This is a genomic window from Bartonella sp. AA74HLJMH, assembly GCF_042197045.1.
Classification (GTDB): Bacteria; Pseudomonadota; Alphaproteobacteria; order Rhizobiales; family Rhizobiaceae; genus Bartonella.
In genome coordinates, this window is the sequence record NZ_JBHIRJ010000002.1 from 155,851 (window position 1) to 169,544 (window position 13,694).

Genomic DNA, 13,694 nt, shown 5'->3' on the forward strand with positions numbered 1-13,694 from the left:
TCAAATATAGATTTCAAACAGTTCCCCTTAACATATAACCTTGTCAGCCCCTTGCCAAGGGATGAGAAGCTGTTTATTTTCTTTTAGAGTAATTTTCCTTTATCTTTTCACCTCAATATTAAAAAAAGGTTCCACAACATTCACCAAGGCAGCATCTTCTCGTGAGGAAAGCCAATCGAAAGGTGCCATAATCCGCTTGACGATAACATGTTTATGAACAACTGCTTGAGAAATCAACTCTGGAATATCATACCCTTTATGATTTGAGATCAGCAGCAGCGATTGTAAAGAGGGAAAATGAGGCTTTTCAAGCTCAAAATCGCTATTTTTTAATAAAAATTTCAGCTGTTCTAAATTTGCGGCTCCAACCTTTATAGCCTCATATCCATGATTTGTGATATGATAGCGCCCATCCCATATAAAAGTTTTATCTGGCTCAACGATAGCCTCTTTTATATTTCGCCCTTCACGCCACAAAGAAATTCCCTGCTTGTTATATTCAATAACAGAGCCCGCATAAGTAAAACGCCGCTTTTCTGAAGAATCGAGACAGAGTTTTTGAACAAGCATGCTTAATTTCTGATTGGGGAGCAAATAAAATCCCCCTCCCATCAGCACAGCAAAGAGCCCCACCACAAAAGGAAAACTGGAATGTTTCTGTAAAAACAGCGCAGGCTTTGCTATGAAACAACGCCCATGTTGGACAGTAATATCCAGCGCTAAGATCAAATCAGCAATATTTTTGGCTTGTTGACGACGCTGCAATGCGGCTTCATTTATTTTTTGAGCAATATAAGCCAATTTTTGTGGAGAAAGAGATTGACGCACGCGCACACGTTCAAAATTGCGATCTTCATTGGTTGGATCATCAATCCATGTTTGTCCTTGTAAGCGTAAATAATTCCGTAATGTTTGGCGTTTTACACCAAGGAGTGGCCGAATCAAACGCACTTTTCTATGCAACAGCGCCTCACGCGGAATACAGGATAAACCACGCTCATAAAGGGGACCATAGTTTTTTTCGGCAATATTTTTTCTTGTTTTTCTGGTATGATCCTCATCACGTATACCCTCGGCTTCACCGCGCAAAATACCAGCAAAACCACTGGCATAAACCTCATCGCGCATGGCAACAGCTTCACTATATAAAGCACCTCTATTCTTTTGGAGACGTTGATACCGCATTTGATAGGTCTCAACCTGATCATTGAGTGTATGCCCCGTCATAATAAGTGATGCGCCTTGTTTTTGTGCTTCTTTAACCAAGAGATCATAGCGTGCAACACGCGCGCTGGAAGCAATATGCGTCTTTGGCTTTTCGCCTTCCCATCGCACAGTGATATGTTGAATATCATGGACACGACAAATTTTCGCAACAGTTTCTGCCTCACGCATCGATTCTTTACGCAATTGATGATCAACCGTGACAACAATCATTTCTGGAGGAAATACGAGTGTTTCCAAATGCTCTTTGACCAAAAACATCAAAGCCAAAGAATCACTTCCCCCTGAGACGGCAAGAATCAACTTCTGACATTGAATAAAATCCGATGTTTTAAAGAGATTTCTTGCCAGTCTAACGCACACCGAAAACGACCTCGCTGTTTATTTTGCAGGTTTACAAAAAACAGATGCTAATGTTTGTTGACGTTTTGATTTTTTCACAAAATGAGCACAATCGTCTTTATTTGGCTCAAGAGCGACCATACTTCTTGCTAATTTCAGTAAAATCTCGGAGGTATAGAGCTTCTTTTTATCTGCATACCATGCGGTAAGATAAACTTGTGCTGCTTCATGATAGCGTTTTTGCCCCAACAAAGATTCGGCCAACCAAAATAAAGCATCATCACTCAAAGAATCTTTTTTGTAACGATTTTGAAAAGCGCAAAAGCTTTTTTCAGCATCAACATAGTTAGCAGAACGAATAAAATCATACCCTTCCTTATACAAAGCTTTAGAAGAAGAAAGATTGTCACTCTGATGTGCTTCAATTGGAGCACTTACTTCATGCGCTTTGTTAAAAGGTTGACTGTTTTCATGGTCATGGCTCTCCACCTTAGCTTCCACAGCAGTAACCTTTGTCTGATCACCTGTACTATGGTCCTGCTCCATCTCTTCCTTTACAGTCTGAGATTTTTCATCTACAGCAGACTTTTCAAAAGAACAAGAATAAACAGAAGAGGCTTCTGTATCAAAAAGCTCGTGAAACTGCTTGTTAACATTTTTTAAACTGTTATGCTCAAGCACCATTCGTATCTTATGCAAAAGCTTATCTAAATCATAATCTTTAAATAAAGCCTGTTGATTCTCTAAAATAATCCCTTGGTGCTCCGCAACACTAGTAGCTTTTTCCACCGCACTAGATGCTGCTTTATCGGCTGCTTCAGGTGCTTCTTTTACAGCATCAATAGCCTTATCAACAGCGTCAGTGGCTTTTTCCACCGCGCTAGATGCTGCTTTATCAGCTGCTTCAGGCGCTTCTTTAACAGCATCAATTGCCTTATCAACAGCGTCAGTGGCTTTTTCCGCCGCGCTAGACGCTGCTTTATCGGCTGCTTCAGGTGCTTCTCTCACAGCATCAACAGCCTTATTAACAGCGTCAGTGGCTTTTTCCACCGCGCTAGACGCTGCTTTATCGGCTGCTTCAGGTGCTTCTTTCACAGCATCGACAGCCTTATCAACAGCGTCAGTGGCTTTTTCCACCGCACTAGATGCTGCTTTATCGGCTGCTTCAGGTGCTTCTTTTACAGCATCAACAGCCTTATTAACAGCGTCAGTGGCTTTTTCCACCGCGCTAGATGCTGCTTTATCGGCTGCTTCAGGCGCTTCTTTTACAGCATCAACAGCCTTATTAACAGCGTCAGTGGCTTTTTCCGCCGCGCTAGATGCTGCTTTATCGGCTGCTTCAGGCGCTTCTTTTACAGCATCAACAGCCTTATTAACAGCGTCAGTGGCTTTTTCTATCACATCAGATGCTGCTTTATCAGCTGCTTCAGGTGCTTCCTTCACAGCATCAACAGCCTTATTAACAGCGTCAGTGGCTTTTTCTATCACATCAGATGCTGCTTTATCAGCTGCTTCAGGTGCTTCCTTCACAGCATCAACAGCCTTATTAACAGCGTCAGTGGCTTTTTCTATCACATCAGATGCTGCTTTATCAGCTGCTTCAGGTGCTTCCTTCACAGCATCAACAGCCTTATTAACAGCGTCAGTGGCTTTTTCTATCACATCAGATGCTGCTTTATCGGCTGCTTCAGGTGCTTTCTTCACGTCATCAGTTGCCTTATCAACTGCATCAGTGGCTTTTTCCACCGCGCTAGATGCTGCTTTATCAGCTGCTTCAGGTGCTTCCTTCACAGCATCAACAGCCTTATTAACAGCGTCAGTGGCTTTTTCTATCACATCAGATGCTGCTTTATCGGCTGCTTCAGGCGCTTTCTTCACGTCATCAGTTGCCTTATCAACTGCATCAGTGGCTTTTTCCGCCGCATCAGATGCTGCTTTATCGGCTGCTTCAGGTGCTTTCTTCACGTCATCAGTTGCCTTATCAACTGCATCAACTTTATCCGTATCATGTGCAGGATATTCGGAAGCCTTTCGTGCCGCACTTTGAACAAGTGAAGTAGAACAAGCTATGAAAACCCCCATATAAAAGAGTGTTTTCCAATTGATTTTACGATACATTCTTTTTTCCCCTTAAGAGCTTATTGAATAGTTGAAACAAACAATCTTCTTTTTAATGATTATTCATGTCACTCAACGTTGTCACAGCACGTCGATTTTGATTCCAACAGGAAATATCATCACATACTGCTACAGGTCTTTCTTTTCCGTAAGAAATTGTTTGAATCCGTTGTGCAGACACACCAAGAGACACCAAATAGTTTCGCACAGCAACAGCACGGCGCTGTCCAAGTGCCAAGTTATATTCACGTGTTCCCCTCTCATCAGCATGACCTTCGATCATAATAGAATAATAAGGATAATGAAGCAACCATTCTGCTTGGCGCGTTAAAATACGTTCAGCATCAGCATCAAGTGAAGAAGAATCGAGACCAAAAAACACGCGATCACCCACATTAACCGTAAATTCTTGTCCTGAACCTGGTGACATCTGATTCAAACCAGCATCATTCATATAGGCGCCATTCATACCGTTAAGTGCACCAACATTTTTTTTGCCACACCCACCCAAGCATAGTGAGAAAAGAAAGAGGATAGCTAAGGAATGAGAGATGGTTTTTTTGGTAGAGCGCATAGTCCGTTTCTCCTTGAATTTGGTAAAGAAGGGTCAATTCTTAAAAATATTTTTAAGAATAACCGTTAATTCCTAATGAAGACGAAATTTTTTCTGTTTTTTTCGTCCTCATTTTTACTTTTAAGTCTCTGCCAATTTTTCTTCTCTTTGGCCATTCCTCTAACATTTCCATAAGAAATGTTTCCCTTATGCGTCATGGCTTTTTATGCATCATCTTGATCTTGATCTTGACGATTTTTTTGCAGCGCGTTCAGCTTTGCAAAAACTTTATCAGCGTCAAAAGTCTTATGCAGATTTTCTTCGCTCTCATTTTCCTCTAGAGCAGCGTTTTCCGTCACAGAAGCGGGAAGCAACGACCTATCTTCTTCTGCTGCAACAGGACGATTTTTCGCCGCACGCTGGAGCTCAAAATCTAAATCGATTTGCGAACACAAACCAAGCCCTACAGGATCAAGAGGAACCAAATTTGCACTATTCCAATGGGTTCTAAGGCGGATTTGTTCAATTGTCGCTTTTGTTGTCCCAATCAACCGTGCAATTTGCGCATCTTTCAACTCGGGATGGTTCGTAACCAACCATAGGATACCATTGGGACGATCTTGGCGTCGAGAAAGAGGGATATAGCGCGCCCCTTTACGTTTTTTTTCAGGAATATGCACCCTCGATTGAGAAATTTTCAATCGTGCGTTTTGATCAGCCTCCACCCGTGCAATTTCACTGCGCGTCAATTGCCCAGAACTAATCGGATCTAAACCTTTAATACCATAAGCCGCATCACCATCGGCAATAGCTTTTACTTCCAAGACATGCAATTTACAAAATTCTGCAATCTGATCAAAAGAAAGAGCTGTATTATCAACCAACCAAACAGCTGTTGCTTTGGGCATCAAAAGTTGCGTTGCCATTTTTATAAATCCTCTTCTGCGCCTCTTCTATGAGGCAGGTTACCGCCCACTCAAGAGCACTGGAACTTTTTTATATGTTTAGGTCTCTCCAACCACTCCTAAAACAAAGCGCGGCATGGAATAAACCATTTTGCTATGAGATTACATTCTGTTATAGCGTTATTTTTGCTCAACGACAAGAGATCTCTCTTGTAATGATCCTCAACTAAGGTGTCTTTACCTTTAAGATGAATTTTCTTATAAAGGGTTTATTCGATTATTTCACCTCATGCTGTGGCACATTTATTCTGGTGGGATGCGTGCTTTATCGTCTTAAATTCTAAAGAGTATCCAACTGGAAAGAAAGCCCTCAAATAGGAAGGAAAACTATGGCAGGCCATTCACAATTTAAAAATATTATGCACCGTAAAGGGCGTCAAGATGCAATGCGCTCGAAAATATTTTCTAAGCTTGCGCGCGAAATTACCGTAGCAGCAAAACAAGGTGCTCCTGATCCAGCCATGAATCCACGTTTAAGGCTGGCTGTTCAAAATGCCAAAGCACAATCGATGCCGAAAGATAATATTGAACGCGCGATTAAAAAAGCGTCAGGCGCCGATGTCGAAAATTATGATGAAGTACGCTATGAGGGCTATGGACCAGGTGGCGTTGCCGTCATTGTTGAAGCTTTAACTGATAACCGCAACCGCACCGCTTCAAATGTGCGCGCCGCCTTCACAAAATCAGGAGGAGCCTTAGGGGAAACAGGATCGGTCAGTTTCATGTTTAATCGGATTGGTGAAATAATCTATAAGCCAGAAGCAGGGACAGCCGATAACATCATGGATGCAGCAATTGAAGCCGGTGCCGAAGATGTGCAATCAGAAGAAACCGGACATCATATTACCTGCGCATTTGAAGATATTGGTGAAGTTTCCAAAACACTTGAAGCAAAACTTGGTGAAGCAGAATCGATTAAAACGATTTGGAAAGCCACCACCCTTGCACCAATAGATGAAGAAAAAGCTTTGTCCGTTTTACGACTAATTTCAACATTAGAAGAAGATGATGATGTGCAAAATGTTTATGCAAATTTTGATGTCAGTGATGAGATTTTGGCAAAATTATCTGTATAATTGCCATCATTTGCATAAGCCCTCTCTTCATGCATGAGGGCTTCAAAAGCATCTGTCACCCCTCCTCTTTATCCGCACATATAAAAGCCCCGCGTCAATAGCGGGGTAAGTCATTGATGCAATAAAAAACCACAATCAATCGCAGAAAACATAATCCCAAAAAGAAAGCATACAAAACTCTGTAGCCTTACGCCTTTCTTACATGCCCCAAAGATTATCCCTATATCCCCTCTCTATTTGATCTTTTTGTTCTTTAAGATTAACCTTCTCTCTCCGCTCTCAAGTAATGAAATGATCTAGCCTCTAAACAATTAGGGGTTTCTTGACGTATTCCTATGACGAATCACTCATAAAATTCACTTGAAACTTAAGGCTCAACAAACATGCACTCCCCTAAATATTCGCTACGCACTTAAAAAACACTTAGAATATATCAAGGAGATTTATACGCCCTATATCCCCACACCTCAAAGAGCAGTGTTTTTACAACATCACAGAATAAAAATAAGCAAATGGAAAGCCAGAGCTGATTGTTTAGCAAAGTATTGTACAAAAAGCCGGTACATCTCTCTAATCCGTTGCGGATAAATTTTTGACTTTATGGCATCGTATATTTCTAAAATAACGTCATTTATCTTAAAAATCTGTCCTTTTGCTCTTACTGATCAATCAATATTCAAACCTAAAACAACCGCGTACTTGAATAAAACACATCAGAGAGCAACAGCCCCCCCCTGACAAGAGGACTCTTCACAAACAAAATCGAAGAGGAAGTTTAAAAAAAAATATATATAGCGACACTTTAAATAAAAAGTTGAAATCTAAAGACCTCAGAATTTTCGACTCTATTTTTTCAAGGTCTTGTTTTGAATTTTTTTAAGCATTTTCCCCCAAGGAAATTCCATTATCGATCAACAACCGTAGATGATAGATGAAATCTACATAACTCCCCATACCCACTATAATCAATTCCTTCTTTTAAATAATTAAAGACAATTGAGATTGTTTAAACTTGAGACTGTGTAGACTATATTCCTTCTATATTCTGTTTTTAAGCATTTTGTTTTACTGTACATTGAGCAAAGGCGACCATGCTGGATCTGAAGCATCATTGGGGGTAGGGAGTTGTCGTTCATTGCGACCCGTAATATCAATCGTATAAATTTTTGGTCCCATACCGGGATTTTTGCGAAAGAACATCAGTACACGACCATTGGGGGCCCACGTTGGTCCTTCATTGTGAAACCCCGTGGTTAAAATTCGTTCTCCTTGTCCATCAGGGCGCATAACACCGATAGAAAATTGTCCGCTTAATTGTTTTGTAAAGGCGATATAGTCACCCCGTGGAGACCAAATAGGTGTTGAATAACTCCCATCGTTTGAAGAAATACGCTGAATATCACTCCCATCCGCATTCATTTTATAGATTTGCGGCTTTCCACTACGATCTGAAGAAAAGACAATTTGTTTTCCATCCGGTGAATAAGAAGCAGAAGTATCAATAGCAGAAGTTGTTGTAAGTCGCGTCATCGTACGGGTTCGTAAATCCATAGTGTAAAGATTGGCACTCCCATCATTTTGTAACAAACTCATAATAACTTTTTGTCCATCAGAAGAAAAACGCGGAGCAATTGTCATGTTATTAAACGTTCCGATCAACTCTCTTTGCCCCATTTCAATTTGTTGGAGATAAACATGAGGTACTTGATTGTCCTCGTAAGCCATATAGGTCAATTCTTGTCTTTTTGGGGAAAACCGCGGTGTAAGCACCAATTCACTTCCATCAGACATATAAATCAAATTTGCTCCATCTTGATCCATCATTGCTAAACGTTTAATGCGTGCATTTTGAGGCCCTGTTTCATCGATAAAAACAATCCTTGTATCAAAATAACCACTTTCTCCTGTCATCTCACTATAGATCTCATCTGCGATCATATGTGCCACACGCCGCCAACGTTCTGTCGCGGTATAAAAACGCCGTCCTTTCAATTGTCTTTGTCCAAACACATCCCATAAACGAAAATCGACCCTCAAACGTCCATCGATTTCTCTCATGACTTGCCCAGTAACTAAACCTTGCGCTTTTATTTTCTGCCAAGAAGCAAAATGTGGTTGTTTATTAGGATTAGAAATGTTTTCCAAAAAATTTGCTTTATCAAGCGGTAAAAAAAGCCCCGACCGTTCAAGGTCAGCTGTCACCACAGCAGATATTTTCAACCCAATCGAATCATTGGAAATAAAGTCTGTAATTGCAATGGGAATGGGATTAAAATCAGCGCTCGAAATAGTTCCTTTCAATTGCGCATAACCCGATGAAATACTTGAAAGCCACACCCCACAAGTGACAATAAACCAAGCAAAAACTTTATGTCTCGTTATAGTCATCATGGAATGTGTCCTTTCGTTAAGCGCTTTTTTCTCGTTTATCATCTTATTTCTTGGAGGGGATCAACATTAAAGTCAAAACCTTGCCCCCATAGATCATATTGATCACGTGGGAGATCTGCATAAGGTTGGCATGAAAAGACAGCAGCATACACCTGCCTTATCATAATAGCTTGTTGACTCTCAAGGCCGCTTATGGGATCAATGATAGGATCGCCCACAACCATCCCTTCACGGTCTAAATAAAATCGCAACCGCACGACCGGACGATTTTTTAAATCGCCGCCAAGCGCCACAAGTTTAAGCTTCTGTTGAATACATCCCCCCGCAATATTGACCAATGTTTGTGCCATTTTTGTGGTATCATTAATATTTTTTCTTGCACCCAAAGCTTCTGGTGTATGAGAACGTTTTGCTCCCCCTCCTTGTGACCGCGCACGATTGAGCAAATTATTTTCCTCCAGAGCTAAAATATCTTCAATGGTCTGTTTCTCTTGGTTTTTCTTGTTAAGCTTTGGCGTCTTTTGATTCAATGCAGCCTCATTCTTCTTTGGAAATTCTCCGTCAAACTTTGGTTTAAACTGTGGAAGAAGAGATTTTTCTGGAAGTACAATTTTGGACGCTTGATGAACAATCTGCTCTGCTGGTACTTTTGGGACCGTTGGAGCCAATTCTTTTGGCGATATCATTTCTTCATTTTTGTGAGCAGGCTTGAGCGCATCCTTAGAGGCATCTTCCGGCACCTCCAAAGGCGTCTCAGGTGCAGCCTTGGGCGCATCCTCCGGTAGTGCCTCCAAAGGCATCTCAGGTGCAGCCTTGGGCGCATCCTCCGGTAGTGCCTCCAAAGGCATCTCAGGTGCAGCCTTGGGCGCACCCTCCGGTGGTGCTTCCAAAGGCATCTCAGGTGCAACCTTGGGTGCATCCTCCAGTGCCTCCAAAGGCATCTCAGGCGCAACCTTGGGTGCATCCTCCAGTGCCTCCAAAGGCGTCTCAGGCGCAACCTTGGGCGCATCCTCCGGTGGTGCCTCCAAAGGCATCTCAGGTGCAACCTTGGGTGCATCCTCCAGTGCCTCCAAAGGCATCTCAGGTGCAACCTTGGGTGCATCCTCTGTTTTTGCTTCTAATAATTCTGGTTTTGTAAGTTCTGGTGCAAATGTTTCTGATGTGTTCTCGCTTGATGGTGGCGATGCTGTTTCAACGGGACGCGGCTTTTCCTTTGATTGAAATGGTGCAAGACTATCTATTTGTCCCTCTCCAATATGGCGTGCATCTTCTTTCTCTTGTGGTTGCATAGTTGGTTTGACGGCAGGGATTGCACGTATAGGAGCCTTCACGGCTCCTTGTTGAGAAGAAAACTCGTCCACCAAAGGAGCAAGAGTGATGGGAATTGCTTCCAACGGTTGTGGTAAAGAGACAGAGCTTGTAAACTGAATAGCTCCCCAACTGAGAAAAATGACATGGACCACAAGGGATAAAGCCAAGCCTCGTTTCATACTATGATAGGAGTCTTTGTTCATTCTTTATGCCTTACTTATGCCTTACATTTTTTCATTTTTAATCACTCTATGCTCTTTTAAAAACATCTTAAAAACAACCGGTTATGCACAATTTTATTACTTATTATTTATTGTGCTAAACTTGCTAACGCAACTTGAGAAAACCCCGCTTTTTGAATATCCGCCAGCAGTTTTAATACTTGCTGATATTCAACAGTTTTAGCAACCCGCACAAAAACTCGTTGATCTTTTTGTGTAGCATCTGCTTCCAGAAGAGTTTTAAGGTGTGCAATCAGGGCCTGTGACGTTTCATAATAATCTTGATTAATGGCAAAGCGCCCTTGCGCGTCAAGTGAAACCGTAAGAGGTGTTTTTTGAGCTCGTACGGGACCCGCTTGACTACGAGGCAAATCTAGAGGAACACCGTTCACTAAAAGGGGGGCAGAGACCATAAAAATAATCAACAAGACCAGCATGACATCCACAAAAGGAGTAACATTGATTTCACTCATCAGTTGGCTTCGTGAATGATGCCGCCTACGTGTATTTTTGCGAGAAGAAGAAGCAACAGAAACGCCCATGGGATAAGATCCTTTTTATAAAGAGGAAGGTGCTGTGCGTGTTTCATCAATACGCCGCGATACAATTGTTGAAAATTCATCGGCAAAATTTTCTATTTGTGCAATGATGCGCGCACTTTCATGGGTCAACTTGTTATAAGCAATAACAGCTGGAATTGCTGCAAACAAACCAATCGCGGTTGCCAAAAGCGCTTCTGCAATCCCTGGCGCGACAATGGCAAGTGATGTATTTTGAGAAGCTGAAATAGAAAGAAAAGACTCCATAATACCAATAACTGTTCCAAAAAGTCCGATAAAAGGTCCCGCAGATCCCAGTGTCGCAAGAAAACTTAATTTTGATTCTATTTTTTCACTTTCACGTCCCAGCGTCAAATCCATAGCCTTATCAATTCTGCTCTGCAAACTTTTCGATGTATGGGTCCCTTTTTCAAGAGATTTTTTCCATTCAACCATTGCTGCCATAAAAACTGCGGATATACTATTGGTACGTTGACTTTTGCATGATGCATAAAGATCTTCTAGCGCTTTGCCAGACCAAAATGTACGTTCAAACTGCTTTATTTCACGCCGTATTCTCCGATACGTAAAAATTTTATCAAAAATAATTGCCCAACTCCAGATGGAAGCGAGCAGCAACCCAATCATAACACCTTTCACGATCCAACTCGCTTGCATAAACAAATGCAACATTCCAATTGTTTCCGGATTTGTTAGTTCACCATGCGGCATAATTTTTATCCCTCTAAATGAAAGGTGTATTTTTAAAAGTTTTATAAAACAGATTATTTTATAGTTTCTAAATTTAAGTAAAGACTTTAGTTTCACATAAATCCATGCGCTAAAACAAGACTTGTTTCTTAAATTTCCTTAAAAAGTGATGACGAGAGACATCCCTCAATGCACACCCCCCTCATTTCACAACAGCATTTATGAAAAATATAACGATAAGGATTTCTCCATAAATGCTATAAAAATAAAAGACATAAAAATGCATGATATAAAATCCATTATGCACCACCATCTTTACGCTTATGAAAAGAACGCTAAATCATCATACGCGTTTTAAGCTTAAAATACAGCGATAAGTCTTAGCACTTGAAAAGATTCATAAGAAGCATTTTATTCCTTTCTTAAGTGTTTTTGTACCCACTCATCAACTCCGCTTGTGACATGTAAGAAAATGTTTTTGATTAATTCGCAGCAATAGAGCTTGAAAAGAAAAAATTTTACAAGTTTCAGAATTATCTGAAAGTGACAACGCAATGAATTATCATTGTAAATAAATATGTTATCATCATAAAAGATGACGCTTTGCCTCAGGCTATTATTTCTCTCATTTTCCATCGAATTGAATACGGGGTACACCATCGGGCACAAAAAACGACACTAAACCACCCTACCAACACCTCACAACAATGCGCCTCCCCCATGCACCCCTATTATAAGTCCTATATAATCTAGTGTAAGTCTCATGTAATCTCATTGTGTTGTGAATTTGCCTCTTTCAATGCCTATCATCTCTCTGGCACTATGGTATAACGTAAAAGCTTCTGTGACATGAAAAAAGTCTTTTCACGTCTTTACTTCATGAAAACCAGCTTCTTCGCTCTCTTTGCTCACTTGCGATATTTGATCGTTATTGCATTGAGAATGATACATAAGGAACATTTTTACAATTTTTTCAATGATTTATATTGCTCTCTTATGATGTATAAGCAAATGATTTTAATTGTTTCAACATGAACAGATTTGAAATGCAAAGTATTTTATTCCTCTATTAGGGTTTGTACCCGTGAGAAGTGATAATTTATCTTTCTAAGTCAATATATTATATAGAATAATATGCTTTTGAAACTTTAAATCAAGAATGCATTTCTGCTTTGTATACATTGATCTCTCACTCATTTACTACGCTTAGAAGCGCACATAAAGTGATGCATTATAGATAGAAATGGATGAAACACGTGCTCTTGTGATGCCAAATGACAGTCCAGTAAAAAAACAAATCAAATTGCTTAAAAAAAACCTTTAAGTATTTTGAGACAATTTTCGACCTAATGGCTTATTATCACTTTATTGCAATATTGCGCTGGGTATGTGCATTTTTATAAAAATAAATCTTAATCCATTTTTATTTCTTTTTTTGTACTTTTTCGCTGCTTTCCGATGCCAACAAACCTTTCTTCAAAAGAAAGAAAATATCTTGAGTTTATAGAAGAAAATGGATGATATGACATTGTTTTTGAATCATAACATGGATGAGGTGTGTTTAATTTTGTGGGATATCATCTTCAATTTATTGTAGTTATTGTAGCAGAGGTGCTTTCTTTTGCTGTATCGTGTAACCTTGTTAGAAAACATCTAGGCTATGATAAATGTATAGTCTTAGATTGTAGATTACTTTATATCTGCTGATCTCTCCTGAAACTGCTAATTCAATGAATAACACTTTTAACCAAGCATTTTTGCAAAAAGTTCTTTGGGTAAACGTCGCGGTTTAGCCTCCTCATTAATCAGAGCAATTTCAACTTTGGCTGTTACCAACGTAGTCATCTCATGCAAAATAGATTGCTCCATAAAAAAGCGGGCCCCTTGGATATGAGTAACACGTGTTTTAACGACTAAAAGATGATCAATTTTAGCGGGTCTTGAAAAATTAATTTCCATATGACGAACAACAAAAAATAGTTTTTCCCCCTCACCCCCTGCTGCTAACATCTTATTATTAAAACCGGTATCCCGTAAAAACTCTGAACGTCCTCGTTCAAAAAACTCAAGATAACGCGCATGATAAACTACACCGGAAAAATCTGTATCCGCAACATAAACGCGGACCTGAAAATTATGAAAAGCGTTTGTATGATTGCTCTTAAAAGGTGTTATTTCTGTCATCGACTTCATATCCCATAAAATCATCTAATATAGCAAATTATCTATCAATCAAAAGATTG

At 40.2% G+C, this 13,694-nt stretch carries 10 protein-coding genes; 1 reads left to right on the top strand and 9 read right to left on the bottom strand.

The genetic code is table 11. The features are described from left to right. Positions 1-99: 99 nt before the first annotated feature. From tilS to ACFINH_RS02300, 4 genes are all read right to left on the bottom strand, one after another. Positions 100-1,587, bottom strand: coding sequence for a tRNA lysidine(34) synthetase TilS (gene tilS / locus ACFINH_RS02285; protein WP_375632035.1), 1,488 nt, complete (start codon positions 1,585-1,587; stop codon positions 100-102). Positions 1,588-1,605: 18 nt separating this feature from the next. Beyond that, entirely contained in the window at positions 1,606-3,684 is a 2,079-nt protein-coding gene (locus ACFINH_RS02290) for a tol-pal system protein (protein ID WP_375632037.1), read from the bottom strand. A gap of 52 nt (positions 3,685-3,736) precedes the next feature. Further along, positions 3,737-4,258 (bottom strand): peptidoglycan-associated lipoprotein Pal, encoded by a 522-nt coding sequence (pal, locus tag ACFINH_RS02295; RefSeq protein WP_375632039.1) that lies wholly within the window; start codon positions 4,256-4,258, stop codon positions 3,737-3,739. A gap of 203 nt (positions 4,259-4,461) precedes the next feature. Further along, on the bottom strand, positions 4,462-5,163 hold the full coding sequence (locus tag ACFINH_RS02300) for a DUF1013 domain-containing protein (protein WP_375610271.1): 702 nt from the start codon (positions 5,161-5,163) through the stop codon (positions 4,462-4,464). Between the two features lie 368 nt (positions 5,164-5,531). On the opposite strand from ACFINH_RS02300, the gene ACFINH_RS02305 reads away from it, so the two are divergent. Beyond that, on the top strand, positions 5,532-6,278 hold the full coding sequence (locus tag ACFINH_RS02305) for a YebC/PmpR family DNA-binding transcriptional regulator (protein ID WP_254492472.1): 747 nt from the start codon (positions 5,532-5,534) through the stop codon (positions 6,276-6,278). Between the two features lie 1,065 nt (positions 6,279-7,343). Here the strand turns inward: ACFINH_RS02305 and tolB are convergent. The 5 genes from tolB to ybgC all read right to left on the bottom strand — a co-directional run bounded on the left by tolB (position 7,344) and on the right by ybgC (position 13,635). After that, positions 7,344-8,669, bottom strand: coding sequence for a Tol-Pal system beta propeller repeat protein TolB (tolB, locus tag ACFINH_RS02310; protein ID WP_375613209.1), 1,326 nt, complete (start codon positions 8,667-8,669; stop codon positions 7,344-7,346). 38 nt (positions 8,670-8,707) lie between these two features. Continuing rightward, a complete protein-coding gene (locus tag ACFINH_RS02315; RefSeq protein ID WP_375632041.1) occupies positions 8,708-10,183 on the bottom strand; it encodes a cell envelope biogenesis protein TolA in 1,476 nt (491 codons plus the stop codon). A gap of 107 nt (positions 10,184-10,290) precedes the next feature. Further along, entirely contained in the window at positions 10,291-10,743 is a 453-nt protein-coding gene (gene tolR / locus ACFINH_RS02320; protein WP_375627998.1) for a protein TolR, read from the bottom strand. A gap of 15 nt (positions 10,744-10,758) precedes the next feature. Further along, positions 10,759-11,472, bottom strand: a complete 714-nt coding sequence (tolQ, locus tag ACFINH_RS02325) for a protein TolQ (protein WP_375606538.1) — start codon at positions 11,470-11,472, stop codon at positions 10,759-10,761. Positions 11,473-13,194: 1,722 nt separating this feature from the next. Continuing rightward, positions 13,195-13,635 carry a tol-pal system-associated acyl-CoA thioesterase gene (gene ybgC, locus ACFINH_RS02330; protein WP_375611759.1) on the bottom strand — a complete coding sequence of 147 codons (441 nt, stop codon included), beginning with the start codon at positions 13,633-13,635 and terminating at the stop codon, positions 13,195-13,197. Positions 13,636-13,694 lie beyond the last annotated feature (59 nt).

Coding starts and splice junctions, on each gene's coding strand:
- ACFINH_RS02290 (WP_375632037.1), bottom strand. CDS start 3,684: ATGTATCGTAAAATCAATTGGAAAACACTCTTTTATATGGGGGTTTTC.
- pal (WP_375632039.1), bottom strand. CDS start 4,258: ATGCGCTCTACCAAAAAAACCATCTCTCATTCCTTAGCTATCCTCTTT.
- ACFINH_RS02300 (WP_375610271.1), bottom strand. CDS start 5,163: ATGGCAACGCAACTTTTGATGCCCAAAGCAACAGCTGTTTGGTTGGTT.
- ACFINH_RS02305 (WP_254492472.1), top strand. CDS start 5,532: ATGGCAGGCCATTCACAATTTAAAAATATTATGCACCGTAAAGGGCGT.
- tolB (WP_375613209.1), bottom strand. CDS start 8,669: ATGATGACTATAACGAGACATAAAGTTTTTGCTTGGTTTATTGTCACT.
- ACFINH_RS02315 (WP_375632041.1), bottom strand. CDS start 10,183: ATGAACAAAGACTCCTATCATAGTATGAAACGAGGCTTGGCTTTATCC.
- tolR (WP_375627998.1), bottom strand. CDS start 10,743: ATGGGCGTTTCTGTTGCTTCTTCTTCTCGCAAAAATACACGTAGGCGG.
- tolQ (WP_375606538.1), bottom strand. CDS start 11,472: ATGCCGCATGGTGAACTAACAAATCCGGAAACAATTGGAATGTTGCAT.
- ybgC (WP_375611759.1), bottom strand. CDS start 13,635: ATGACAGAAATAACACCTTTTAAGAGCAATCATACAAACGCTTTTCAT.